Raw genomic sequence first — 25,452 nt, forward strand, 5'->3', positions numbered from 1 at the left:
AGAATACCTCCTTTACCGACTGGTCAGTAAAATGCTAACGGGACTATTTTGCCTCGACATTACTTGTTGGTAACTTCTTCATGAAGGTGCATCGATCTCAATTTTTCCACAATGAGACGCGTCGCGCGCACGTCGTCTTCGTTGTACTTCATGACTGCATCGAGCAACGAAGGCTCTCTCGTTACGAGCCATGTTTGGAAGTATTTGGATGCACGCCAACCATCAAGCTTCGTGCGCCAGTTGAAACCGTAATAACGGGCAACGCTCTTCAATGAATAGCTGAACAAAGGCAGTGCGACGTGCTTGGACAGAATCTGGTACACGTCGACAAACCTTTTCTTCAACCGAGTGTAATCACTCTCGACACCGTGAAGTCGTGCGAGCTCTCTGAAATGCGTCGGTTCGTACGCGCAGTAATGATAGATGGGACCTTCCGTTGAGAGCAGGAAATCGATGACTTTTTTGAAAATGGTTCCTTCCTGCTCTTTTTCTTCACATAGGAAGGCAATGTATTCGTTATCCTTTAGTATTCCGAACAAATAATCGTAGTCGGCGACGGTATGAGATTCTATGTCGAGAAACAAACCGTCTGGAAATGGTGGAAGCGGCGCTAAAAGGATTGGACGTCGTTCGAGCAGAGCTTGCGCCTTCTTTTTCAATTTTTCCATGACGTCTTTGGAAAAATCTTTCAGCTTTTGAACATTGAGAAGATCTTCGAGGTCTTCAACACCTTCTTTCAGTAGTTTCAACCTCGTTCGTTCGTTCAAACCGTGAATAGCGAGCAGATCTTTCTTTCGAATCAAAGCCTCGCTACACTCTATCACGTGAGAACAGGTTTTGCAAAGAGACGTTGGTCTCGGATCGTACGGTTCTTCTCTGAACGTCGTGATGTTTTCAAGCAGTGAAATCAACCTTGGAACAGCATCACGCCAATCGAGGTCGACTTCGAAATACGGAGAGCTCACGGTGACCCTACTCACAGGGAAACCTCGCTGAGAGAAGATGTAAGCATGGTAAGCAGCTTCAACTGCGTATTTTTGCTTGAATCTTTTTGCTTCTTTCTTCAGAATCAATCTCCAACCGTTTTCCTCCAAGACTGCGAGATCTGGATCTGCGATGAACCTCACGCCGAAGATCTCCACTTCGAGGATCGCTCTTTCGACGGAGAAACCGAGTCTGAGTAACTCTGAGGAGTCCAACGGTGCCTCTGATCGTTCGATCGTACCCTTGTCAAGTTGAAACCTCCTTGGACAAAGCAGAAACTGCTCCAGATCGTCATACCAAACAGGTTCATTCATACGTTCTCCACCATTCCGTGTGTGTTTCCTTGATCGTTTGGTCAACGAAACGCTTGATTCTTCTGAAACTGTTCTGCCAGTAGGTGTCGTCCGATGTGCCTTCCAACAGATCCTCCACGCGTGAGAACAGTTCCTCGTTGAGTTTGGAAGATCTCATGGGTCTTCTTGCCTGAAGGGCTCTCGCGGCGCACATGAGTTCAATCGCTGAGAGCGTCTCAACGTTGTCGAGTACCTTCAGCAGTTTCAGACACGCGTTCATGCCCATGCTCACATGGTCCTCTTGGAAACCGCTCGTTGGGATCGTGTCAGTCGATGCGGGGTGCGACAAAACCTTGTTCTCGTTGCACAGTGCGGCCGCAGTGTACTGCCAAATCATCAAACCCGAATTGACGCCCGCTTCACCGAAGGCCAAAAATGGTGGCAAACCTTCGTTCAGTTTGGGATTCAGCAGTCTGTCGATCCTGCGCTCGATCATGTTTCCAAGATCGGTGAGCGCTATGCACAAAAAGTCTGCAGCGAAGGCAAGCGGTTCTCCGTGGAAGTTGCCCTGCGAGATCATTCTGTCTCCGTAGACGATCGGATTGTCCGTCACGGAGTTGATCTCATCTTCGACGATCTTCTTCGCGAAGAACAGAACGTCCAGAACGGCCCCATGAACCTGAGGTATACAGCGCAAAGAATAAGGATCCTGAACCCTCAGACAATTCACATGTGAGGCCCTAAGCTGGCTGGATTCGAATCTTTCTCTCATCATTCTGAGTATGATGCCTTGTCCACGGTGTCTTCTCGTCTTTGCCACCGCCTCGTCGTAAGGGTCCGTTGAAGCGAAGAGGACATCCGCACTCAGCGCGGCGACTTCTGTGGAGAGACGAACCAAATTGAGCGCATCGTTCACGGCCAGAGCGAGGCACGCCGACATGGCCTGCGTACCGTTGACGAGGCTGAGTCCTTCCTTCTCAAGCAGCTGGATGGGTTCAAATTCGAACAGTTGTAACGCGTCGCGCGTTGGCCTGCGCTCACCGTCGATCAACACTTCACCTTCCCCGATGAGCACGAGTGCAACGTGGGCGAGCGGTGCCAAATCTCCACTCGCCCCCACGGACCCTCTGCATGGAACGTACGGCACTATTGACTTGTTCAGCATCTCACAGAGTTTTTCGACGACAATCGGTCTGACCCCAGAATGGCCAAGTGCCAGCGTGTGCGCCCTCATCAAGATCATGGCGCGAACCACGTCGGTGGGCAGAGGCTCATCTACGCCGCAGGCGTGCGATAGGAGGATGTTCTTTTGAAGAGACAGCAATTTGTCTTTCGGAATCTTCGTTGTTGCGAAAGCTCCGAAACCGGTGTTCACACCATAGACTGGCTTTTCTGAACTCGCAAGTCTTTCGACGACGGTCCGAGGGTTCCTCATTCTATCGATAGCGGATGGAGACAAGCTGACCTGTTCGTTGTGCCTGGAAACGTTGACGATCGAACGCACATTCAGATCGCTCTCACCGATGAACAAACGTGACCACCCCAAGAGCAAATTTATCACACGCGTCGTTGAAAAGACAAAAAGTTTAGCCCTTGTGATATCATTTCTTGTGAAAAAGGCACACAGAGAGGGGTGTGCTGCTTTGGACAAGATCGTTGAACTCCAGGAACTGGTAGATAAGTTGTTAGAAGACTACAAGCGTCTAAAGGAAGAGAACGAACAGCTCTGGAGTCAGATGAACGAAGCTCTCACCAAGCTCGAACAGGTGGATAAAGAAAAAAGGGAGCTCGAGAAGCTGGTCGAAACCTACAGAAACACCATGAATTCGCTCGTTGAAAAGCTACAGAAAATGATCAGTCTGGCAGGGACCTGATTCCCATGAAAAGGACTCTCGTTCTCAAGCTTGGCGATAAGTCTTACGAGTTGAGTGCGGACGTTCCAGAGGAGTTCGTGCTCGCTGTGGTCAACAGGATACAGAACCAGTTCGCGCAAATCAAGAACAATTCCTCGGACGCAAGTATTGACGAAATTCTTGTCGTCATGCTTGCCAACTCTGTCCTGAACGAGATACAGTACGAGGAAACTATTTCAAAAATTACGAACAAATTGAAGGCTTTCATGAACCTCAAGAGGTGATGCCATCTGAAGATCGGTCTCTTCGACTCCGGTGTTGGAGGCCTCAGCGTTCTGTCTCAGCTCGTAAGGCACAGGATAGGTTCTGAGTACCTCTACCTTGCCGATACGGCTCGCGCACCTTTCGGGACGAAAAGCGTCGAAGAAGTTAAAGACATCGCTCTGGATTGTATCCGCTTTCTGCGTGGGAAAGGCGCCGATGTTGTGATCTCCGCTTGCAACACTGCTCAAGCGGCTCTGATGGCTTTGAACGTGCAGCCGAAGGAGAACTTCTTTGGGATTCTCGACTTCGATCTGCCGGCTGGTTTGAGAAAAGTTGGCGTGGTGGCAACCGAAGCAACGGTGAGGAGTGGAGTTTATCTTGACAAAATGCGCCGCATCGGTGTCGAGGTTTTTCAGCGACCCTGTCAGGAGCTGGTTGCGGCGATAGAATCCTGTGCCCGGGATGAAAAAATCGTACGCATCGTCGGCGAAGCTGTGGATTCCATGCGTCAGGTCGGCGTCGATGCGATAATCTTAGGATGCACGCATTTTCCTCTGGTAAAGCACGTTTTTGAAAGATTGTCTGGAAAAATCTTGGTTCTCGATCCGGCTGAACTGCTGGCGAAAAAACTCGAAAGGTTCCTTTCGAAAAATCCAAATGGAAAGGCACGCGTGAAATTTTACGTTTCTTCTGACGCGGAATCCTTTTCGAAGAAGGTGCTGAGCTACGGTGTCGCTCTTCCATACACCGTCGAAGAATTCTCGTGGGGTGAGATCGCAGGGTGAAGAGAATTCTCATCGTGTCTGGCCTTTCTGGAGCGGGCAAGAGTACAGCGATAAGGATACTCGAAGACCTTGGTTTTTTCTGCATAGATAATCTTCCTCCAACCCTGCTGAACGATTTCATGGCCGTTGTTATGAGCTCATCGATGGAGAACGTAGCCTTAGTGCTGGATGTGAGAAGCGCTCAGTTCGGCGATCTGACGAGCGCCGTGAAGAAGTTGCTTCAAAGCTATGGTGAATCGATCAGTGTGCTCTTCTTGGAGGCCTCCAAGGAAGAATTGATCAGGAGATTCTCCGTGACACGTAGAAAACATCCACTCGAAGGAAAACTGAGTCTGTCTGAAGCCATTGAGATAGAGAAGAAAATGCTCGAGGAGATAAGGAACATGTCGCTGGTCATAGATACCACGGAAATGGACATACAGATGTTGCGCGAGCGAATAAGCGGTCTGTTGTCGATAGAGAAAACCTTTCTCATAAGGTTAAGGAGCTTCGGTTTCAAGTACGGTTTGCCACCCGACACCGACTTCCTCCTGGACGTCAGGTTCATGGCGAACCCTTATTATCGTTCGGAACTCGCACCACTCGACGGGCGAGACGAAAGAGTGAAACAGTTTTTCGAAAACCAGAACGACGTAGCCGAGTACATTGAATGCGCTGCAAAGATGATCCATATAGCCGCCATGGGTTACAAAAAGGTCGGCAGAGCCGGAATGACAGTGTCCGTGGGCTGTACCGGTGGTCGGCACAGATCCGTCTACGTGGTGGAACGACTCGCCGAGAAGCTCGCGAACGAATTTGGTATCGAAGTTGAACATCGGGATGTGAACAAATGAAAGTGATCGCCATCGGTGGTGGAACAGGTCTTTCAACCATTCTCAGGGGTTTGAAAGGTAAGAACCTCGAATTGACCGCGGTGGTGGCCGTGACAGACGAAGGAGGTAGTTCCGGCAAAATAAGAGAGGAACTCAACGTGCCACCACCAGGTGATGTGAGAAACAACATCATAGCGCTCGCGAAAGTCGAAAGTCTGATGAGCAAGCTCTTTTCATACAGATTCAGAACGAATGGGAGTCTTTCGGAGCACAGCGTTGGCAATATAATACTCGCAGCCCTCACAATGATGACAGGTAGTTTTGCAAAAGCTGTCAGGTATGCTTCGGACATACTCGCGATCGAAGGGAAAGTGCTTCCAGTGTGCGAAGAACTCGTGAGGTTGAAGGCGATCTACAGTGATGGTTCTACCGTTGTGGGGGAGACCGAGATCGCCAAGAAGACCGATTCCAGAATTGTCTTGGTGGATCTTGACAAGAAAGTGCGCGCGCTGGACGAGGTGCTGAGCGATATCTCTCAAGCCGACGCGATCCTGCTGGGGCCGGGTAGCCTGTACACGAGCGTGATCACCAACCTTCTGGTGGATGGAATGGCCGAAGTGATTGGTGAGAACAAAAGAGCAAAGAAGATCTACATAGCAAACATCATGACTCAGCCCGGTGAAACGATTGGTTACAGTCTCGAGGACCACGTGTACGAAGTGGAGAGGTATCTGAAGGTTCGACTGGATTACATCGTCGCGAACAGAACTTTGCCACCGAAAGATGTGCTGGAGTCCTACGCAAAACAAGGATCGGAACCGGTGTTACCACGTGGTCGGGTGGACGAAAGGTATATCTTTCAAGATCTGTTAGAAATCACTTACGAAGCCAACGATCCAAGACCCAAAGCGAGACACGATCCGCACAAGACGGCCGAGGTCGTGATAGATCTACTGGGGGGGCGATCCTCGAATGAGAAGTGAGATCAACTTTTCCGAATTCGTGCGCCACGAACTTTGTTCTTTGAGTGTGGACGATCCACAGTTGGCGGCCAACGAAGCGTACGGATTCGTCAAAGCGAGAGGATCTCTGAATCTTTCCCAGTCGGGAGCAGAAGTTTCGCTGAGGTTTCCAAACATACAGACCACACGCAGATTTCTGAAACTCTTGAAGGCTCTCTCTGTGAAGGATTACCAGATGATGGTGCTCTCGACCAAGGGACTCTGGCCGGCGAGGGGTGCACAAGTGAACCTCGGGTTGGAGTTCCTGGAAAAGATCGGTGTTAAGGAATCTCTCTGGGATAAAATTATCGAGCATAGGGATCCTGCAATGTTTGGAGCCTTCCTGAGAGGTTTTTACTTAGGATGCGGTTCGATCCTGAATCCTGCGCGCACGTATCACTGGGAGCTCACGTACCACGACGGAGAATTTCTCCAGCAGATAGCGAACGTCCTGAACCATACGTTGGGCTTAGAAGCGAAGATCAAACGTCTCAAGCATGCCTACAGGCTGTCGCTGAGACGTGCTCAGGACGTCGTGGAAGTGTTACACTTGATCGGTGCCATAGAGGCTGCCAACCGTGTCGAAGAACTCGTTCGACAGCGTTCAATTGCTTCTGATGTTAACAGAAGCATGAATTTCATTTCTGCAAACGCTGATAGAATAGGTAAGAGCACGGCAGCGCAGTTGAAGGCCTTACAGATCATTGAGAAAACCATAGGTATAGACTCGCTCGACGAAGAGTTGAGAGAGATAGCGAAGTTGAGGCTGGAAAACGAAGATCTCAGCTTGAGGGAGCTCGGTGAACTCATGACACCACCCATGAGTAAATCGATGGTCTACTCGCGCCTGAGGAAAATCATGAGCATAGCCAAGAACCTGGCCCAGGAGAGAGTGGGATGAAGTGTCCTTACTGCGGTCATCCGGACAGCAGGGTCCTCGATTCCAGGCCGACCCTCGATGGCACGGCGATAAGACGCCGCAGGGAATGCTTGGAGTGTGGGGCCCGTTTTACCACATACGAGCGCTACGAACTGTTACCCATAATCGTTGTGAAGAAAGATGGACGAAGGGAAGCGTTCGATAGAAACAAAGTGTTGAACGGTGTTTTGAAGGCCTGCGAGAAGAGGCCGATACCCTATGAAACACTCGAAAAGCTCGTCGAAGAGGTTGAGCTTGCGATACAGAAGACGGGTTACACGGAAGTTCCTTCGAGAATGATCGGCGAGCTCGTCATGCAGAAGCTCAAAAACATAGACCAGGTAGCGTACGTCAGGTTCGCGTCCGTGTACAAGGATTTCAGAGAGATTGATCAGTTCTTAGAGATTGTGAAAGAACTGAAAAAGAACGAGGAGGGAACGTCATGAAGAAGAGCGTGATCAAACTCACAAAGGAAGGTTACGAAGCGCTCAAGCAGGAACTGGAGAGTTTGAGACAGAAGCTCATGTACGAAATCTCACAGCGCATAAAGGAAGCGAGAGAGCTTGGTGACCTTGCAGAGAACACCGAGTACGATGAAGCGAAGAACGAGCAAGGAAGGATCAACAGCAGGATCGCTGAACTGGAACAGATACTGAACAACGCAGAGATTATAGAATCCGCCGAATCGGACGTTGTCTCGATAGGTTCCTGGGTGGTTATCAGAAACCTCAACACGGGAGAGGAGAGGACCATAAGGCTCGTGAACCCGCACGAGTCAGACATATTCTCGAACAAGGTAAGCGTCGATTCACCCGTGGGAAGGGTCCTGCTGAACAAGAAGATCGGAGAGATCGTCCGACTGAAGACACCATCGGGACAAGTGAAGTACGAAATAATAGGCATAAGAACGGAATGAGGTGGTCGTGTGGCTCAGGAGATACGGAACCAGAAGCTGCAGAAAATAGGTGAAATTCGCGAAATCAAGGTCAACCCCTATCCTTACAGATTCGAGAAAACGCACTCGAGCGGTCAGATACGGGAAAAGTTCGGCTATCTGAATCCCGCCGAGGTGCTGGAAAATGAGAAACTCTCCACCGCAGGTCGCGTGATGACGATAAGGTTGCACGGAAAGTCTTGTTTCTTTACCTTGAAGGACTTCGACGGTAGGATTCAAGCTTACATCAGGCAAGACGCGGTCGGGGAAAAGATGTACGAGTTCTTCAAGAGATACATAGACACGGGTGACATTGTCGGAATCAGGGGGTTTCCTTTCAAGAGCAAAACCGGTGAACTGACGATTTTCGTTGAGGAATTCCAGCTCCTGTGCAAAGCTGTGAGGCCCTTGCCGGAGAAGTGGCACGGACTCAAGGACAAGGAACTGGCATACAGACAGAGGTACGTGGATATGATTGCGAACGATAGCACAATAGAGAGATTCAAGATCAGATACAAGGCGATGGCTTTTATAAGAAAGTTCTTAGTCGACAGGGGCTTCGTCGAGGTTGAAACACCCATCTTGAACTTCATCCCAGGTGGAGGCAGCGCAAGACCCTTCGTGACAAGGCTCGAAGCGCTCGACTGTGATGTGTATCTGAGAATCGCGCCGGAGCTTCATCTGAAGCGCTACATAGTGGGTGGGTTCGAAAAAGTGTTCGAAATGGGGAAAAACTTCAGGAACGAGGGAATATCTTACAAGCACAGCCCTGAATTCACGTCCATCGAGATATACCAGGCCTATGCGGACTACAACGACATGATGGAACTCACAGAACAAATGATCTCGAGTCTGGTTCATTACCTGTTCGGTACGTATAAAATCACCTATCAAGGAGTCGAGATCGACTTCACGCCACCCTGGAGACGAATAAGAATGCACGAATTCATAAAAGAAAAGCTGGGTGTTGACATACTCGAGGACAGCGATGAGAAGCTCTATTCTTTCTTGAAAGAGCGCGGGGTGGAACCGGAACTCAAAACCCGGGGCAAAATGATCGAAAAACTCTGGGATCTCGTGGAAGATCAGATAGTTCAGCCCACTTTCTTGATGGACCATCCTGTGGACATATCACCCCTTGCAAAAAAGCACAGACTGGATCCTCGACTCACCGAAAGGTTTGAACCCATCGTCTGTGGTATGGAACTGGGAAATGCTTTCAGCGAGCTGAATGATCCACAAGAACAGTTGGAACGCTTCCTGGCCCAAGCAAAACTTCTCGAAGCGGGTGACAAGGAAGCTCACAGGATGGATCTTGATTTCGTGAGGGCCCTGGAGTACGGAATGCCCCCGACAGGTGGATTGGGTATAGGCATAGACAGGCTCGTCATGTTGTTAACGGATTCTCCTTCAATAAGGGATGTCATCGCGTTTCCACTCGTCAGTCAACGCTTTGACGAAGCTTTGGATGAGGAAGAAAGGAGTGCTGAGTCATGAGAAAATGGTTCAAGAAATGGCAGAACGTGATTGTCTGGGCACTCGCCGTTGCATTCATCGCAGGCATCGCCTGGTGGTCCGTCGCTGGTTACATCTCTTCACGTGCTCGAAACACGGAATTTCAAACGGAGATCGTAGGTTATGTGGCGGTCAACGGACAGGAACCGAAAGACACGATAGCGAAAGTACCGGCTGCCGAACTGGAGTCTGAGTATGCGAACTTTCTCGCAAACTATTCTGTGGGCAGTCTGGATCCTTTGTTCGAAGAACCACCGCAAAAAGCAAACCTGCTCAAGGAACTTTTGAAAGAGCGAGCCATCCTGTTGTACGCGAAAGAGAACAGTCTGCTACCAACGAAGAAAGAGATCAACGCAAAGTTGAAAGAGTACGAAAACGAGATAAAGAAAAATCAGGCTTTTTTGCAGTACGTGAGGCAACGCTTCGGTAGTTTGGAAGTTTACTTGGACAAGGTTCTGAGACCATCCATTGAGAAGACGATGACGCTCGACAAGGTGAGAAACAAGGTGGCCGGTGTCGGCGAGGAGGAGATGAAAAAGCACTTTGAGGAAAACATAGAGGACATAAAGGCCAAGTACGACACCGCCAACGTCGAGCTGGCTTGGTTCGAGAATGAAGAGAACGCAAAGAAGTTCATGTCTTTGTTGCCCAACATGGCGTTCGATCAAGCCGCCAGTCAGATGAGTGTTCAAATCACGCCCCTGAACAACGTAAAAAGAGGATGGTTCGACAAGGAGATTGAAGAGAAGATATTCTCTGCGACACCCAACAGTGTCGTTGGCCCATTCAAGTTGTCCGAAAGTTGGTTCGTTGTGCATGTGAAAGAAGCCACTGTTGTGAGTGATTTTGCCAGTTTTGCTCTCAGCGACTTTTACGAAACGGAAAAATCTACCCTCCAGAACAGCTTGTTTGAGAAATGGTACGAAGAGTACGTGAACAGTAAGAAGATGGAACTCCGTATAACGGACGAGATTCTCTTCGTTTGGGATAAGATCAGTCAGGCGGCCAGTCAGTCCGAGTTGACGGAGCTGGAAGGGAAAATATCAAGAAAGCTGTTCCTCGAGGATGGGAGCATAGCAATAGACGCTCCTGATACGTTGAAAAGTGCGTACGTGGTGCTGGTGGAAAAGATTGAAGATTTTGGTGGCGAGCTGAATGAGAACCTCAGGAATAGGAGGGAAGCACTGGTTCGTTACCTGTATGAGCAGTACCCATCATCCTTGTACGTGGCTCGAAGAATGTACGAAATAGACAAAAACGACGTTGAGGTCAAGTACAACTATTTCACGTTACTCTATTCCATCGTTAAGCCTTACATTCCCCTCGTTGGGCCTCAAGCTTTGCTTCAGAGCATACTCGAGATAGAGGCTGGACTGGCTTCCATCGTCTCGGATACGTCCGCGGCGATTGAGTTGCGTGCGAGTGCGTGTTACAACCTCTATGATCTTCTAAAAGAACTTGGTGACGCCACGTCGGCCAAATTCTATTTGGATCAGTTGAAAAGTTTGAGTCCGAACTACATAGATTTCGAGGTGGCGATGAGAGAGCTGGAAGAGATGCTACAAAGCACCAGAGAGGAACAAAAATGAAGTGGGCCTGAGGGCCCACTTTTTTGGCTGGGGCGGGAGGATTCGAACCTCCGAATGTCGGATCCAAAGTCCGATGCCTTACCAGCTTGGCTACGCCCCAGTGTTCACCATGATATAATTCTATCATCGATCGGAAGAACCTTCAAGTGGGGTGAGCCACTTGAAACAGATTGTGTTGAGAATTTTTGACACCCAGGAAGAGTTGCAAGTCCCAATCGGCGAGAAGCTGCTGGAGCACGCGAAACGTTGCTGGAAGTACCATGACACCCCCATAGTTGCTGCACGTTTGGACAACACGATTGTAGAACTCACAAGGCCGCTGGACAGGGGTGGTACAGTCAAGTTCATAGATCTTCGCTCTCTGGATGGTCTGAGGATATACCAGAGAGGGACGCTCTTCGTGCTGAACATGGCGCTGAAGCAGCTGTATCCGAACTGCGAACTGTGGGTATTGCACTCCTTAGGTAACGCGCTCTACTGTGAACTGAGGTGTTCTGGAGAGGTGCGGAGTCTCTCTGAAGAAGAGATTCAAAAAGTGAAAGCCAGGATGAACCAGATAGTGGCGCACGACCTTCCCTTTGAAAAGAACGAGTATTACAAAGACGAAGCTTTCAGGATATTCACTCAGCAGGGAGACGAAGACAGGATCAGGCTGTTCAAGTTCAGGAAGAAGAAAACGATCAAGCTTTACAGGTGTGGCGATCATTACGATTACTACTACGGTTACATGCCTCCAAGTACGGGCGTACTGAAGTGGTTCGACCTGGTGAAGGAGAACGATGGCTTTCTGTTGATATTACCTGATCAGAAGGACCCGCTGAACGTATCTCCACCAAAACCTCTGCCCAAGCTCTCATCGGTGTTTTACGAGTACGCCCGATGGCTCAATGTGATAGGCATCAGAACCGTGGCCGATCTGAACGAGATCATCTCCAGAGGGGAACGCGAAATCGCCGAGTTGATGATCATAAACGAGGCGTTGCATGAGAAGAGAGTCTCCCAGATCGCCGAGCAGTTCGCAAACAGCGGTGCGAGACTGATACTCATAGCAGGTCCCTCTTCTTCTGGCAAGACCACGTTTGCGAAAAGGCTGTTAGTTCAACTGCGCGTTCAAGGTTTCAAGCCTTTGGTGGTATCTCTCGACGATTATTTCGTCGACAGAGAGCTTACCCCGAGAGACGAACAGGGGAATTACGACTTCGAAGCTTTGGAGGCTATAGACCTGAAACTTTTCAACGAGCAATTGTTGATGCTCATAGAGGGCAAAGAAGTGGAATTACCAAAGTTCGATTTCAAAGCTGGAAAACGCACTTGGACGGGGCAAAAAATCAGACTGGACAAAAACCAACCCATAGTGGTTGAGGGCATCCACGGGCTGAACGAAAAACTAACCGAGAGTATCGACAGATCCATGAAGTTCAAAATCTATGTGAGCGCTTTAACTCAATTGAACCTGGATCCACACAACAGAATAACCACCACGGACACCCGCCTTTTAAGAAGGATCATAAGGGATTACAAATTCAGGGGCCATTCTGCGTTGGATACTCTGAAGATGTGGCCGAGTGTGAGAAGAGGTGAAGAAAGGCACATCTTCCCATTTCAAGAGGAAGCCGATGTCATGTTCAACTCTGCTATAGTCTACGAGTGGGCCGTTCTGAAGGTTTTTGCCGAACAGCTGCTCGTTCAGGTGCCACCCGAGGAACAGGAATACACCGAGGCGCTGAGACTGATGAAGTTGCTCGATTATTTCTTACCCATCACGAACCTGGAGGACATTCCAAGAACTTCCATACTGAGAGAGTTTATCGGAAGGAGTGCGTTCAAGTATTGAAGAGAAAATTGGTGATAATTTTTTCCTTTTTGCTCATACACGTCTTTGCTACGCATGTGTATTATGGGGATCAACCAATACTCATTTCGAGTGAAGGTTGGCTACTGAAGTGGGATCGTTTTGTGGAACTCTTGAAGTACTACTTCGAACGCATGGGCTTCGAACAACCCACGTTGGGAAACGTGGGTGATTTCAACTACATCGTTTGGAACGGGCACACCGTCGGCTATGACTCGGCCTCGAAATTTGTTAGCCTCGATGGTGTGAGCAAGCGAAGTGAGGGTATCGATCTGCTCGAGGCACTGAAAGTTTTTGGCCTGCCTTTTGTTCTGGAACAGGATCGACTGATCTTGCCGAACACGTGGATACATGAGATTCAGAAAGTTCAGGATGTGATCGAAATCAGTTACAGTGGGGAAAAAAGATTGAGTGCGCTTCAAGACGGTGGATACGTCTACTTCAAGAGCGAAGGCTACGTCTTTTATGGCAACGTTATGTACAGACCCGGTCAGATCCTGGCACAATTTGAGCGCGCTTCGAACGAATCGATCAAGCAACAGATCGATCTCAAAGGACTCATACGTCTGGTAATGGCAAGGGAAATCTCCGTTTCGAGTGTGCGCTTTTTGGAGTTGAGCGAGAACGTAGTGGTGAGCGAAAACGAACTGACAGTTCTGTACGCCCCGGGGGACAACAGGGTTATAATCAGACCGTACGTACCAGAGTACGATGGAGCTGACTGGCCAGTTTACGCTGAGGTCAGGAAGATAGCTGAGAAGTTGTGTCAGAGATTCTCCCTCAAGCTTGAGATCTGTCCCCTGATCGTGCTACCACCGCAAACCATGACGATGCTGATTCTTGTGGAGGATCAAGCACTACTCGATGAGCTGAAAGGGTTTCTGGAGGATCTCGTGAGATGAAGAAGTTTGTACTTGTTCTGCTGATCGTCCTCTCAGCGCAGCTCGTGGCGAGACAGTTGACACTCTTTTATCTCGATGATAAGCTCAATCCAGTTTCTGTTCGACAGAACGTTGGTGATGACAGCGACCTGGTGAAAACGATCTTCGACAGGTTGGCTTCTCCGCCGAACGGGCTGAAGAGTTTCGTCCCAAGCGATGTTTTGAGGGCTTACTTTTTCGTGGAAAGTTACCTGGTCATCGATCTGAAGAGAGGCCCTATATCCATGCTCGATTTCACGCAGGAGCGGTTCTTCGTGCATCAACTCTTGAGGACCATCTTCGAGAACTTTTCCGGGATCGACGCTGTCTACTTCCTGGTGGATGGTTCAAGAAGAGATGTGCTCACGAAGATGGTGGACGTGAGGTTTGGGTTTGCAAGGCACTTTTGGAGCCGCTGGCCAGTGGAGGGTGAACAGTAATGGACTCGGTTCAGCTCGGTGACAGGGTCTTGGCGTTGTTCGAGGATGGTCGCTCGTTCCTCTTCAAGGTTCAGGACGGTAAGCTCCAGACTCACCACGGGATCATAGATCTGGCATCACTCGTTGGTAAGAACTACGGGAGCGTTTGTGAAACGCACACAAAGGAACGTTTTTACATCATGAAACCCCGTTTGGTCGACGAGATTTACAAGATGAAACGGCAGACGCAGATAGTCTATCCTAAGGACATAGGCTTCATTCTGTTGATGCTCGATGTGCACGAAGGTAAAACGGTCATAGATGCAGGAGTTGGCAGTGGTGCAATGTGTGCGGCACTGGCTCGAGCGGTGGGAACCAAAGGTAAGGTCTATGCGTACGAAAGAAGAGAAGAGTTCAAGAAATTAGCGCAAGAGAATCTGACAAAGTGGGGTTTGGCGGACAGGGTTGAGATCAAGCTGAGAGACATATCCGAAGGTTTTGACGAACGAGTAGATGCGATCTTTTTGGACGTTCCTGACCCGTGGAACTACATTCGACAATGCTATGAGGCACTGAACGGTTCTGGAAACATCGCGATCGTGTGTCCCACGACGAACCAAGTCCAGCACGTGCTCGAGGAGATCTCGAAGTTTTCGTTCGTGGGTATCGAGGTGTGGGAGAGTTTGTTCAGGCAGTACAAACCCGTTGCAGATAGACTCAGACCCTTTGACAGGATGGTCGCACACACCGCCTACATGATTTTCGCACGGAAGGTAATGAACGATTGGAGGGATTGAAATGAGGAAAAACGTGTTTGTTGTCGTGACAGTTGGTGTGGTCGTACTCCTCACAGCATGGCTTCTGAGCGGAGCTGTGACCCCCAAAGATGTGGACAAGGCCTTGACTCCTTTCTACCAAACTCTTTCTTACATTCTGAACGCCTACTACGAGAGGGACAGCATCGACTTGAACAAGCTCATCGACTCCGCGATCGATGGTCTGGTGAAAGGTCTCGGCGACGATTTTTCTTACTACGAGGGTCCGGAAGAGGTTGAGGAAAAGCAGATCGAGATGGAAGGCGAGTACGGAGGTCTCGGTATAGAAGTGACGTACGACAGCGAGTACAAAGCAGTGAAGGTCATAGCGCCCATGTACGGAACTCCCGCCTGGCGGGCCGGCCTGAAACCGGGTGACAGGATTGTTTCGATAGACGATCAACCCGTCAGTGAGATGCAGTACATGGAGGCGGTTCGAAAGCTGAGGGGTCAGCCCGGCACTCAGGTGAAGATCAAGGTTCTGAGGGAAGGTGTGCAGGAATTGTTGACCTTCGAGATCGTCAGAGAGGTCATCCGAATCGTACCGGTCAAGCATGCTTACATCGAGACACAAAAAGGGCGCGTCGGCTACGTCATGATCACCCGGTTCGGTGCGAAGACTACCCAGGAGATGGCTTCGGCCCTGGACGAAATCTTTGAGAAGGGCGTTCAAGGCATATTGTTGGACCTGAGAAACAATCCAGGAGGCTATCTGAACAGCGCAATAGACGTTGCGAGTTTCTTTGTGGACAAGGGAATCATCGTGAAAACGAGGAACGCTTATGGTGTTGAAGAAGTGTACGAGTCGAAGGGCAACAAGTATCCCAATGTCCCCGTCGTGATTTTGGTGAACAAAGGTTCCGCCTCGGCATCCGAGATAGTTACCGGAGCGCTGAAGGACAACAACGTGGCTAAGATCGTTGGACAGACGACTTTCGGAAAAGGCTCTGTTCAAACCGGATTTCCTCTTGCCAACGGTGGGACGCTGTATTTGACCACGGCAAGGTACATGACACCTTCCGGCAAAGATATCCACAGGATAGGGATCGAACCGGATGTTGTGGTAGAAGAGGAGAATGAAAAACCGAGGGAAACTCTGGTGTACGACTACACGAAGAAAATCGTTGAAGTCAATTTGGAAGATCCTTTCATCGCAAAAGGCTTAGAAACATTGCTGGAGTTGATTGAATGACGTCTTTCGGCTTTGCCACGATCTGCTTTTCAATCTGTTTGGTCGTGGCACTGCTTTTTCAGCTTCAACTTGGAATGAACAAAGATTTGATCTGGATAGAACCTTTCCCGAAGGTGAGGCTACGCTCACCGTTCCAAAACTTCCTCTCTGCGCTGGGGAAAAAGATGAACTTCTTGATGGAGTTACACCAGCTTCCGATCGCCAATTTTTTGATACCTTCACAGGGCGGAACGGTTGCGGTGTTGAGGTTGGAGCGACTTGCGGATTATTATTCTGTCCTGATGAAGGAGAAAGAAAAACCAATCGAAAACAGAGTCGAAGTGGAAATAGCAGGTTCAAAGAAGATCGTTCGTGCCAGTTTCGAGAAGAACGGTGTGAAGATAATGTATTCTGCCTCGATAGTTTTGGATGAAGAAGGGCAGGTACTGACAAACCATTCGGACGTCGCGAAGATCCTGATCCAGGTTCTGGACGGTGAGTCACAGCGTGTGAATGCCGTAAAGAGCGGGGAGGAGTACATAGAATCATTGAAAAACTTAGCTTCGAAGTACGGGATTGAGGTGCTAACGGCAAAATGAGGATTCTGAAATGCCTCTTTGTGAAAGACGCCTTTCTCAAAGTTCATGAAACCTGGTCTTTCCTGATCGCTTTGATCACGTTCAACACAGTCATAATCGCATTCTGGGATAACTTCCAGCTTGTTTTTGTTGGAACCAACCTGCTTGTGAAGTACATAGAGATGAACGTGGCTTTTCTTATCTACGTGTTTCTGCTCTGTGGCTTGACCTTGTTGCGCCGTGATGTACAAGACGCACTTTCCGTACCGCTGTTGTTTTTTCCCTACATCTTGACTCCTATTTATGCAGTGATGCTGGCCTGGCTCAGGTTCCCAAAAGCCCTGTCCTTCACGATCGCGTTTGTCCATTCAATCTTCCTCGCCAGTGAGCACGATCCACTGATCCTGTCGGTGAGAATCTTTGCCTACCTTGGTCTACTCACGGTGGTGAGATACTGGATATGACAGACCTTGTGTTGAGACATCACCGTACCTTGTTGGTCGTTTTTTTGCTTTCAGCTTTTCTCTTCGCTCTTTTTGGACTCAGGAGAATCTCCATAAATTCTGATCTGACGAACTTAGCCGACAAGTTCGACCAAAACTACAAAGAACAGATAGGCTTCCTGTCCGAGAAGCTTTCTTCGAACATTCTGGTGGTGCTCGCATATACAGACGGCAACATTGAAAAGGCGAAGAGGGCTGTTGAGCTTTTGAAGGAACGGTTCGAGGAGAGCGGATACGTTTCAGAAACGTTGAAGATGGATAATCCCGAGCTGTTTGTGAAGTACGGCTTTCTGGGCCTCGATTCGGAAGTGTTACGCCGGGTACAGAACGCTTTCGATTTTGGTGAGGGAAGTTTCCTGGATTTTTCTCAGTGGAGAAATTTGTTCGCTTCTTTGTCAATGCTCAACGAGCTTGCGGAAGAATACATCAACAGGAAGGGCATCGAGCAGTACATACTGCTCTCTCCAGATCAGCGTTTGATACTCATCAACTTCGCTTTGAATTCGAGCGTGAGCGATGTTAACGCCATCTATCAAGCCGTTGCCGGACTGCGCAACACTGCGAAGGAAGTGAGCAAAGCTACCGGAGTTCGATTTGCGTTCACAGGTACACCCGCGGGTGTATATGAATCGAACAATCAGGTTCAGAGAGATTTCGCCATCACCTCCATCGTATCGTTGTCCGGAATAAGCTTAATAGTCTATTTGGGCTATGGAAGTTTGAGTGTCTTACTCTGTCTTTTCCTCTCGATGGTAGTTGGCATGTGCATGACCCTTGGTTTGGCAGGCCTCCTGGTTGGCGAGATCAACATAGTGACTTCCTTCGTGAACGCAATGGTGTTGGGACTCGGGATCGACTACGGAATTCATGTCATGACGAGGATCGCAGAATATTCGAGATTCAAGGATCTCAGAGAAGGTATCAAGGAAGCTCTCTCGGAATTGCTCAAACCCAGTCTGATTGCTCTTTTGACGACCGTAGGCGCCTTTAGTTCGATGTACCTTGGACTCTCAAGACCTTTCGTTCAGATGGCAACCTTCTCCATCATCGGTATGATCTGCTTTTATCTGACCATGATGCTCTTTTTGCCGTCGATGCTCTTGAGTTTAAGAATTCGGCCCGTCGAACATGAGAAACTCACTTTCCTGAGGAGACTCTTTTCGATGAGTCGGTCAAGGAGGTTTGCGCTTGTAGTTTCTGCTGTACTGATCGCATTCATTCCATTGGGAGCTTTGAATTTAAAGGAATACTGGTACACTCCTCCGGGACTCGTTGCCAAGCGAGCCGAGTCTGCCATGGCCTTCGCTGAGCTGAAGAAGAGTTTTCAGAGGGTTGGCTTCGGAGAAATCTGTGTGGTCGCAGAAGATTTGGAAGAGTTGCATCGGTTGGACCAGTTGCTGAAAAGCTCTGATCTTTTCATTCCACCGCTGTCGGTACTGAGCCTGATGGAGTTCTCGAAGTTCGATGGTAATGGAAGTGCACAGAATCTCTACGCGAGTCTCAGTGAAATGGTGAACAATCCTTTCTTACTGGCCGTTTTCAAAAGAATCGGTATGTATCCGCAGATTTTGGATATGCTCAGACTCTTAAAAGGCTCGAAAGATTTGAACGACGTGCTGAGTGAGCTTCAGAAAGACGTTCCTCTCTTTTTCTATCAAAGAGCTGGACACACCATGTACGTTCTTTACACGGACACAACGAAAGATTTGTACAAAGACAATCGTCTGAAGATCGTTCACAACTTTGTCACCGAAAATGGCGTCAAATCTTTCGGGACACCCATGATACTCTACATGATCATGGAGGACATGAGAAAGAGCATGTACTCAGTGATATTTCTTACCGTTTGTGGTATCTTTTTCATGTTGCTGCTGAGCGTCAGATCTTTAAAAGCCAGTCTCTGGATCACTGTGGGAGTCTTGGCTTCCATAGTTGGAACGTTTGGAGCGGGGTCATTGCTCAACATCCGTACCACGTTCATGACCTTGCTTTCTGTGCCTTTGCTGCTTGGACTCGGGGTGGACAGTTTCATTCACATGAGACACGCGGTCTTGAGGAACGACGAGACACACACCTATAGGACTTTCAAATCGGTGTTCCTGTCTATTATAACGACCATAGCGGCTTTTGGAAGTTTCTCTACGGCTCAGGGCCAGCTCCTGAGGGAGTTCGGCGTTCTCATGGGGATAGGATTCGTGATGTGTTTCTTCACAACCGCGCTTTTGAGCTTCCACGTTCTTGGAGGTGAAGATCGTGAAAATAGCGATGTTCACTGAAACTTACGTTCCTCAAAAAAATGGCGTTGCGACGTCTGTCTTTCTATACAAGCGTGCGCTCGAAGAGCGAGGCCATCAGGTGTACGTTGTCACGACAGTCGGGCAGACCAACGACGAGATTTTCGTGCTGAAGAGTTCACAGTTCAAGTACGAATCGAACCACGTAATTCCAACCAGTGGTCGGCTACTCCCCGTGCTCGATTTCGTTCGCAGAAAAAGAGTCGAGATCATTCACAGCCATGCCCCGTTCGCACTCGGACTGAGGGCTCTTGCAACGCAAAAATATCTGAAAATTCCTCACGTTCACACGTACCACACTTTGCTGGTCGAATACCGACACTACATTCCAAAGCCACTCACACCTTCGAGAGAAAGTGTTGCGGAGTTTTCCGCCTGGTTCTGCAACATGGTCAACAGGATCGTCGCACCGACCGAAAACATAAAACAAGAACTGATGGGTTATGGCGTGGTGAAACCCATTCACGTGATACCAACCGGGATCGATGTGGAATCTTTCGAAAGACCTTCACTCCTCGACGTAAGGAAGAGGCACGGAATATCTCCCCAGACAAAGTTGTTGCTCTACGTTGGAAGGTTGGCGAAAGAAAAGAACGTGTCTTTTCTGCTCCGTGTGCTCAGAGAGCTGTTGAACAAAAACTACGATGTAATCCTCATATTCGTCGGTGATGGGCCCGAGAGAGACCAGCTGGAAGAGGAAGCAAAAGGGCTCGAAATAGAAGACAGAGTGACCTTCACTGGTGCCCTTCCACGAGAACAACTCGTTGACTACTATCAGCAGGCTGATCTGTTCGTCTTCGCCTCGATGACTGAAACTCAAGGGCTCGTGGTCCTCGAATCTCTGGCGGCAGGGACGCCCGTGGTGGCCGTCGCGAAAATGGGAATCGCAAACGTTTTGAAGGATCGTAAGGGTGCTTTGCTCTTACAGGAACCAAAACTGGAAGAGTTCGTCGAAAAAGTGGAAATGCTGCTTTCCGATACGAGACTGTACGATGAGATGAGATCGGAAGGAAAAGCTTACGTGAAACAGCACTGGTCCATACAAAAAACGGTCCAGGATCTGGAAAAAGTTTACGAGCTGAGCCTTCTCGAAGGTCCAGCCGAAGTGGAGTATTATACCAGCGTGTGGATCGAGATCATCGTGGAGAAGATGAAACAGATCTCCAGCAAGATCTTCACTTCAGGAGGTGGTAGGCGTGCTGGCTTTGCACCTTTTTCTCGGACACGTGGTCGCTGACCATGCATTCACAAACAATGCGAAAATAAGAACTTACAAAGGTTCGAAGCTGTTTGGGCACATCCTCTGGTCGTTCTTTGCAATCCTGGCCTTCACGTTCGATGTGTTTTTGTACTCGAAGCTTGGCACGGCCTTGCTCTTCGGGTTCTTCGCAATACACGCTCTGCTCGACGTTCTCAGGGTGAAGGTCTATCCGAGAGGCACGCCGCTGCACCTCGTTGAGCTCGCCGGGCTCGCCTCCGCCTTCATTTTCAACGTGATGGGTATGAACTTGTTGAACAGATCTTATCTGTCGAACGAGTTCGTTCTCTATCTGCTCGGTATGTCGGCTGTGTCGGTTGGAGTGACGTACTTCTTTAGAAATTTCTATCCGAAAGACGAATTCATGTCTGACATAGATGGCATTTCCGAAAGACTGGCAGTCTTCATTTTTCTGCTCGCTTCAAAGCCTCTTTTCGTCTTTCTCTCACTGGTGATCGCTTTGTTCTACCGTCTCATCTTCGTGAAGAAGTTCGATCACACGTGGTGGATCAGTCCGGCCAGCGGGCTGCTGATCAGTCTCGCATGGAGGTTCATGCTCTATCGATGATCGGTGAAAAACTCATAAGGGTACCGATCATAGGTTCAACCAACGATTTTCTCAAGGAAAACTGGAAACTGTTTCCGCATGGCACGGTAATCGTTGCGGACGTTCAAACCACGGGCCGTGGCAGGTTCAACAGAGCCTGGTATTCGCCCGAAGGAGGACTGTGGTTCTCGGTACTTTTCAAACCCAGAAAGAACATGCGACCGAACTTTTACACGAAGCTCAGCGCGGTCTCGATCGTCAGATCCTTAAGACCATTGAAGGTCGAAGCAAAGTTGAAGTGGCCGAACGATGTCTACGTAGATGGGAAGAAACTCGCAGGCATACTCACAGAAACTATTTTCGAAGAAGATCGACTGGGAGCGATCATCGTGGGAATAGGCATGAACGTCAACAACGAGATCCCCAAAGAGCTTGAGAAGAAAGCCACGAGTCTTAAGCTTCTGGTTGGTGAAGAACTCGAAAGGTTGTCGGTGCTGTCTATGATCCTCAGAGAGATGAACAGAGCTCTCAGAGTATATTCAAGAAAACCAGAGGCCTTGACACGGGTGTGGAAAAACATGTTGATTCAAAAAGAAGGGCAGCTCATTTGTGTGAACGTGGGCGGTGAAACGTTGAAGGGTGAGATCGTTCAGATAGACGATGAATCGATCACACTCAGAATACAAGACAAAACGATGCGCCTCAGTTCGCTGGAGATTGTGGACTGTTAGGAGGATCTGATTCGTTCCTTCCTGTTCGACCAACGATTTTGACCCCGTTTTCCTCAACGATTGCTTCGATCTCACGGAAAGGGAAGATGATCTTTATTGCGTCGCCTATTTTCACTTCATAAGACGATTTAACAACCCTTCCATTGACCAGGACCTTCCCGCTCTCTATCATCCGTTGCGCAACTGTTCTTCGCTTGATCAGTCCATTCTGCTTCAAATATTTGTCGATTCGCACAACCTTCACCCACCTTGTAGTATACTTCATTAGAGGTGAAACTTTTGCCCTATTTCAGATACACCGCCTTAACACCTGAAGGAAAGAGAATAAGGGGGACAATCCAAGCCAGCAGCGAATCTCAAGCCGCAGACCTGATAAAGAGAAGAAACTTCTTGGTCTTGCGCATCCAGCCCATCAGTTCGAAGAAGGACATCGTACTGTTCGGGGTCCATTTGAACGAGCTGGTGATCTTCTGTCGACAGTTGGCAACGATGGTCACAGCAGGAGTCAGATTGAAGGATGCCCTCTCGATACTGGCGCGTCAGGATGTATTCTCTTCCCGCTTCAGAAAGATCGTCAACAACCTCGTGTTATCACTCGAAATGGGCATGTCCTTCTCCGAGGCTTTGAGAAATGAAAAGGTGTTCGACCCGGTGTTCATCAACTTAGTTTCCGCAGGTGAAGAAGGCGGCGTGCTGGACAAATCCCTGGAGAAGGCCGCAGATTTTTACGAATCTTCCAAGAAGTTACAGGATGAGGTTAGGGCAGCCATGGCGTACCCAACGTTCGTTCTTTTGTTCGCTGTGGGTGTCATATTCTTGATAACGTTTTATATTCTGCCGAGGTTGATCTCCGTCTTCGGTGATATACCTACAGGTGGAATCGTTCGGTTTCTCATGAACGCAAACAGATACCTTTCTAACAACTGGCTTTCGGTCCTGATAACGGTAGCGCTGGTTGCGATTGGAATCATCATCTTCTCGAAAACCAGGTACGTCAATTACGTGAAGGAATGGTTTGCCAGGTTGTTTCCTCCGCTTGCGAAATTGCGTAACATGATGGCGGTGGAGCGTTTCTGCAGAATCTTGGGAACGCTGACGGGCAGTGGCGTTCTTTTGACGATGGCCATAGAGATGGCCGCAGCCGCGTCGAACAGCCCCAGGATGATGAGGGTGAGCAAACGCATCAGCGAGAGGGTTCGTGAGGGAGCCAGCCTGAGGCAGGCGATGCTCGAAAGCGGCGTTTTCCCACAGTTGGTTTACGAGATGGTGGGAACGGGTGAAGAGACCGGAAAGTTGGAAGAAGTGCTGATGAAGGTCGCAGACTTTTACGAGGATCAGATAAGAACGGGGGTCAAAAAATTGGTCTCCTTGGTTGAACCGATGTTGATCGCGGGCGTTGGAGGATTCATCGCTTTCATGGCTCTCACAATGTATTCGACGATATTCCAGTTGCAGCAAACGATAGGCAGGTGATTTGAGTGCTGATCGAGGTGCTTTTCAAGTTACTCGTCCTGGCATCCTTCGCCGTGGGGATGTTTTCCTGCGTGCCTGTCGTGGATAGGATGTTAGATTATGTTGAACCGCTCTATTTGAAGTGCCTGACGTATTCTGCACTTCACTATGTTCTCGACGACAATCCATCTGGGACCGTGACGATAAGCGTTATAAACGATGAAATAAGGTTGAGGTGCATTCGTCCAGGTAAGACGAGTGGTGTCACCACGATCAGTGTCGTTCCAAAAGAGCAGGTACAGATCGTGACCAAAGACGGTGGAGCGATAACTTTATCACCCACGACGGTCCTTCAAGCAGGAAGTATCGTGAGCAAGAACTGGACGTTGAGTTTTCCACCAGTGGTTTTGAGGGCGAACATCAAGAGGTGATAAGGTGCAAATATTCCACAAGATGATCACGGCGATCGATATAGGGAAAAATTGGGTTCAAGGCTCGAGGGCGAGAAAATTCAGGGGAATCTTGTCGAATCCCGTTTTCTTAGGTGTGAGAAAAGATGAAGATGTTGTCGAGCGTCTAAAGGAACTGCGTTCGAAGCTGAAACCCGATGTGGAAGACATCGTCGTGACAAACTTTCCGATGGAAGACGTGTTGTTCAACACCGTGGATGTACCGAAAGAAATTAAGAAACGGGAACTGAGAGCCTACGCTGTAGCTGAGATGTCGAGAATCCTCAATCTCTCTTCTTCTGAAATGGCACTCGATTGCATGATGAATCCCGTTGGAAAGGCGCTCGTCATGGTGACAAAAGCTCGACGGCTCAACGAGTGGGTGTCGAGCATCACCTCCGCAGGATTTCCGTTGCCGGACGTTGTGATACCCGACGTCTTCAAGTATTTGCAACTGATCAGGGTACCTGTGCGGGAAACCTGTGTGCTCATTTTTCTGATGCCGGATTACAGTACTGCCATCGTATGTGTGGCTGGTTCACCACTCGGGATAAGGACGTTTTCTCACTCAGTTGAAGAGACCATCGCAATAGTGAGTGAAGAAACGGGATTGAGTAAAGAGGAGATAGCCCGAGAACTGGCCAAACCGGAGCCTAACAACGCGAGGAACGTGTTCGAGTCCATAGTGATCGATCTGCCTTACGCCATTGAGAGAGAAATCATATTCTTGCTCAGTTCGGCGTTGCCTGGTTCACTAATAAGAGACGTCGCAGGGTTTTATGTGTTCTGCGATCCTATGGATTTCGCGCCACATTACGCAAGACTCTTCGAAACTGTGGAGACCTTTCAGGGAAAAATTCAGACGCTGCGTCTCGATATCGAAGCGAAGAATCTACCCATGGGCATTGTAGGACTTCTGCTTCGAGGAGGTGAGGAATTTGGAAAGAATAAACTTGTTCAGATATAAAAAACCGATTCTCAAAATCTCGTCCTTTCTAACTCTAACTTTAGCACTGCTTTTGCCTGTTTTTGCCATGCGTTTCACTCTGGACTTTTACAAGCGCTCTGTGATCGATTCCATATACAACAACCATGTCAGGATAGTCGAGAAGTACAGAATCAGCCGTTCGGTATCCCTGCCCAACGTTCTGTCAACAATCGATGCGATCAACAACCAGTTGGTCCAAACCAGCAAACGACTGCAAACGCAGATAGATCAACTGGAAAATCACATCAAAACCTTCAACGAGCGAACGGAACCGCTGGGAAACATCTTGAGGACCTTGCAGAGGAACGACAGTAACTGGATTGTACTGAGGGAGTTCGTTTATGCTGATTCCGTAAAGATCAGTCTGTACGAGCTCTATGACCCAAGTTCGGTTAAAACGGCTGATCAACTGGAAAAGGTTTTGATCGACCTTGGATACAAGGTGACGAAGAGCAACGAATACGATGCGCAGATGACGTTTCTTGGAAAGAGAATATCGAGCGTTTCCATGGAGGGAAGAAGATAA

Annotated in this window: 28 protein-coding genes and 1 tRNA gene; 25 read left to right on the forward strand and 4 right to left on the reverse strand. The window is 48.9% G+C overall.

Going from position 1 to position 25,452, the window contains the following annotated elements:
* Positions 1 to 59 precede the first annotated feature (59 nt).
* On the reverse strand, positions 60 to 1,298 hold the full coding sequence (locus AJ81_RS00140) for a TM0106 family RecB-like putative nuclease (protein ID WP_031502945.1): 1,239 nt from the start codon (positions 1,296 to 1,298) through the stop codon (positions 60 to 62).
* Entirely contained in the window at positions 1,291 to 2,808 is a 1,518-nt protein-coding gene (hutH, locus tag AJ81_RS00145; protein ID WP_031502946.1) for a histidine ammonia-lyase, read from the reverse strand. Before hutH ends, AJ81_RS00140 begins: the two co-directional genes overlap by 8 nt.
* 112 nt (positions 2,809 to 2,920) lie before the next feature.
* Between hutH and AJ81_RS00150 the strand changes: the two genes are divergently transcribed.
* Genes AJ81_RS00150 through AJ81_RS00195 form a run of 10 tightly spaced genes read left to right on the forward strand, consistent with a single transcriptional unit; the run spans position 2,921 to position 10,949 of the window.
* On the forward strand, positions 2,921 to 3,151 hold the full coding sequence (locus tag AJ81_RS00150; protein WP_031502948.1) for a hypothetical protein: 231 nt from the start codon (positions 2,921 to 2,923) through the stop codon (positions 3,149 to 3,151).
* A gap of 5 nt (positions 3,152 to 3,156) precedes the next feature.
* The gene (zapA, locus tag AJ81_RS00155) at positions 3,157 to 3,414 is read left to right on the forward strand and encodes a cell division protein ZapA (RefSeq protein WP_031502950.1); all 258 of its coding nucleotides are present in this window, start codon (positions 3,157 to 3,159) and stop codon (positions 3,412 to 3,414) included.
* Between the two features lie 51 nt (positions 3,415 to 3,465).
* Positions 3,466 to 4,179, forward strand: coding sequence for a glutamate racemase (locus AJ81_RS00160; RefSeq protein WP_257008781.1), 714 nt, complete (start codon positions 3,466 to 3,468; stop codon positions 4,177 to 4,179).
* Entirely contained in the window at positions 4,176 to 5,012 is an 837-nt protein-coding gene (gene rapZ, locus AJ81_RS00165; protein ID WP_031502955.1) for an RNase adapter RapZ, read from the forward strand. The genes AJ81_RS00160 and rapZ overlap by 4 nt, the downstream gene beginning before the upstream one ends.
* Positions 5,009 to 5,974, forward strand: a complete 966-nt coding sequence (locus tag AJ81_RS00170) for a gluconeogenesis factor YvcK family protein (protein WP_038059563.1) — start codon at positions 5,009 to 5,011, stop codon at positions 5,972 to 5,974. Before rapZ ends, AJ81_RS00170 begins: the two co-directional genes overlap by 4 nt.
* The gene (gene whiA, locus AJ81_RS00175; protein ID WP_051368897.1) at positions 5,964 to 6,893 is read left to right on the forward strand and encodes a DNA-binding protein WhiA; all 930 of its coding nucleotides are present in this window, start codon (positions 5,964 to 5,966) and stop codon (positions 6,891 to 6,893) included. Before AJ81_RS00170 ends, whiA begins: the two co-directional genes overlap by 11 nt.
* Positions 6,890 to 7,357 (forward strand): transcriptional regulator NrdR, encoded by a 468-nt coding sequence (gene nrdR / locus AJ81_RS00180; RefSeq protein ID WP_031502961.1) that lies wholly within the window; start codon positions 6,890 to 6,892, stop codon positions 7,355 to 7,357. The genes whiA and nrdR overlap by 4 nt, the downstream gene beginning before the upstream one ends.
* On the forward strand, positions 7,354 to 7,827 hold the full coding sequence (greA, locus tag AJ81_RS00185; RefSeq protein ID WP_031502963.1) for a transcription elongation factor GreA: 474 nt from the start codon (positions 7,354 to 7,356) through the stop codon (positions 7,825 to 7,827). Before nrdR ends, greA begins: the two co-directional genes overlap by 4 nt.
* 9 nt (positions 7,828 to 7,836) lie before the next feature.
* Positions 7,837 to 9,342, forward strand: coding sequence for a lysine--tRNA ligase (gene lysS / locus AJ81_RS00190; protein WP_031502964.1), 1,506 nt, complete (start codon positions 7,837 to 7,839; stop codon positions 9,340 to 9,342).
* The gene (locus AJ81_RS00195) at positions 9,339 to 10,949 is read left to right on the forward strand and encodes a peptidylprolyl isomerase (protein WP_051368894.1); all 1,611 of its coding nucleotides are present in this window, start codon (positions 9,339 to 9,341) and stop codon (positions 10,947 to 10,949) included. Before lysS ends, AJ81_RS00195 begins: the two co-directional genes overlap by 4 nt.
* Positions 10,950 to 10,973: 24 nt before the next feature.
* Here AJ81_RS00195 and AJ81_RS00200 read toward each other — a convergent pair.
* A tRNA-Gln gene (locus AJ81_RS00200) sits at positions 10,974 to 11,049 on the reverse strand.
* Between the two features lie 60 nt (positions 11,050 to 11,109).
* On the opposite strand from AJ81_RS00200, the gene AJ81_RS00205 reads away from it, so the two are divergent.
* The 11 genes from AJ81_RS00205 to AJ81_RS00255 are packed head-to-tail and all read left to right on the forward strand — an operon-like array spanning position 11,110 to position 22,037.
* Complete coding sequence (locus AJ81_RS00205) at positions 11,110 to 12,783, forward strand: uridine kinase family protein (RefSeq protein ID WP_031502968.1); 1,674 nt, start codon at positions 11,110 to 11,112, stop codon at positions 12,781 to 12,783.
* Positions 12,780 to 13,703 (forward strand): DUF4941 domain-containing protein, encoded by a 924-nt coding sequence (locus AJ81_RS00210; protein ID WP_031502971.1) that lies wholly within the window; start codon positions 12,780 to 12,782, stop codon positions 13,701 to 13,703. The genes AJ81_RS00205 and AJ81_RS00210 overlap by 4 nt, the downstream gene beginning before the upstream one ends.
* Entirely contained in the window at positions 13,700 to 14,161 is a 462-nt protein-coding gene (locus tag AJ81_RS00215) for a GerMN domain-containing protein (RefSeq protein WP_031502974.1), read from the forward strand. The genes AJ81_RS00210 and AJ81_RS00215 overlap by 4 nt, the downstream gene beginning before the upstream one ends.
* On the forward strand, positions 14,161 to 14,937 hold the full coding sequence (locus tag AJ81_RS00220) for a tRNA (adenine-N1)-methyltransferase (RefSeq protein ID WP_031502975.1): 777 nt from the start codon (positions 14,161 to 14,163) through the stop codon (positions 14,935 to 14,937). Before AJ81_RS00215 ends, AJ81_RS00220 begins: the two co-directional genes overlap by 1 nt.
* 1 nt (position 14,938) lies before the next feature.
* Positions 14,939 to 16,147: a S41 family peptidase gene (locus AJ81_RS00225; protein WP_031502977.1), complete on the forward strand. Its 1,209-nt coding sequence runs from the start codon at positions 14,939 to 14,941 to the stop codon at positions 16,145 to 16,147.
* The gene (locus tag AJ81_RS00230; protein ID WP_031502978.1) at positions 16,144 to 16,725 is read left to right on the forward strand and encodes a hypothetical protein; all 582 of its coding nucleotides are present in this window, start codon (positions 16,144 to 16,146) and stop codon (positions 16,723 to 16,725) included. The genes AJ81_RS00225 and AJ81_RS00230 overlap by 4 nt, the downstream gene beginning before the upstream one ends.
* Positions 16,722 to 17,168: a hypothetical protein gene (locus AJ81_RS00235; RefSeq protein WP_031502980.1), complete on the forward strand. Its 447-nt coding sequence runs from the start codon at positions 16,722 to 16,724 to the stop codon at positions 17,166 to 17,168. The genes AJ81_RS00230 and AJ81_RS00235 overlap by 4 nt, the downstream gene beginning before the upstream one ends.
* A complete protein-coding gene (locus tag AJ81_RS00240) occupies positions 17,165 to 19,483 on the forward strand; it encodes an efflux RND transporter permease subunit (RefSeq protein ID WP_051368892.1) in 2,319 nt (772 codons plus the stop codon). The genes AJ81_RS00235 and AJ81_RS00240 overlap by 4 nt, the downstream gene beginning before the upstream one ends.
* Positions 19,461 to 20,738 carry a glycosyltransferase family 4 protein gene (locus AJ81_RS00245; protein WP_051368890.1) on the forward strand — a complete coding sequence of 426 codons (1,278 nt, stop codon included), beginning with the start codon at positions 19,461 to 19,463 and terminating at the stop codon, positions 20,736 to 20,738. Before AJ81_RS00240 ends, AJ81_RS00245 begins: the two co-directional genes overlap by 23 nt.
* Positions 20,698 to 21,327, forward strand: coding sequence for a hypothetical protein (locus tag AJ81_RS00250; RefSeq protein WP_038059566.1), 630 nt, complete (start codon positions 20,698 to 20,700; stop codon positions 21,325 to 21,327). Before AJ81_RS00245 ends, AJ81_RS00250 begins: the two co-directional genes overlap by 41 nt.
* Positions 21,324 to 22,037, forward strand: a complete 714-nt coding sequence (locus AJ81_RS00255) for a biotin--[acetyl-CoA-carboxylase] ligase (protein WP_031502987.1) — start codon at positions 21,324 to 21,326, stop codon at positions 22,035 to 22,037. The genes AJ81_RS00250 and AJ81_RS00255 overlap by 4 nt, the downstream gene beginning before the upstream one ends.
* Here AJ81_RS00255 and AJ81_RS00260 read toward each other — a convergent pair.
* Positions 22,009 to 22,272: an RNA-binding S4 domain-containing protein gene (locus AJ81_RS00260; RefSeq protein ID WP_031502989.1), complete on the reverse strand. Its 264-nt coding sequence runs from the start codon at positions 22,270 to 22,272 to the stop codon at positions 22,009 to 22,011. The two genes, AJ81_RS00255 and AJ81_RS00260, sit on opposite strands and share 29 nt — an antisense overlap.
* A gap of 35 nt (positions 22,273 to 22,307) precedes the next feature.
* Between AJ81_RS00260 and AJ81_RS00265 the strand changes: the two genes are divergently transcribed.
* The 4 genes from AJ81_RS00265 to AJ81_RS00280 are packed head-to-tail and all read left to right on the forward strand — an operon-like array spanning position 22,308 to position 25,452.
* A complete protein-coding gene (locus AJ81_RS00265) occupies positions 22,308 to 23,510 on the forward strand; it encodes a type II secretion system F family protein (RefSeq protein WP_248691102.1) in 1,203 nt (400 codons plus the stop codon).
* Positions 23,511 to 23,515: 5 nt separating this feature from the next.
* Positions 23,516 to 23,920 carry a hypothetical protein gene (locus AJ81_RS00270; protein WP_031502993.1) on the forward strand — a complete coding sequence of 135 codons (405 nt, stop codon included), beginning with the start codon at positions 23,516 to 23,518 and terminating at the stop codon, positions 23,918 to 23,920.
* 4 nt (positions 23,921 to 23,924) lie between these two features.
* The gene (locus tag AJ81_RS00275) at positions 23,925 to 24,905 is read left to right on the forward strand and encodes a type IV pilus biogenesis protein PilM (protein ID WP_031502995.1); all 981 of its coding nucleotides are present in this window, start codon (positions 23,925 to 23,927) and stop codon (positions 24,903 to 24,905) included.
* Positions 24,877 to 25,452, forward strand: coding sequence for a hypothetical protein (locus AJ81_RS00280; RefSeq protein ID WP_031502997.1), 576 nt, complete (start codon positions 24,877 to 24,879; stop codon positions 25,450 to 25,452). The genes AJ81_RS00275 and AJ81_RS00280 overlap by 29 nt, the downstream gene beginning before the upstream one ends.

Source organism: Pseudothermotoga hypogea DSM 11164 = NBRC 106472 (assembly GCF_000816145.1).
In the GTDB taxonomy this organism is placed as follows: domain Bacteria; phylum Thermotogota; class Thermotogae; order Thermotogales; family DSM-5069; genus Pseudothermotoga_A; species Pseudothermotoga_A hypogea.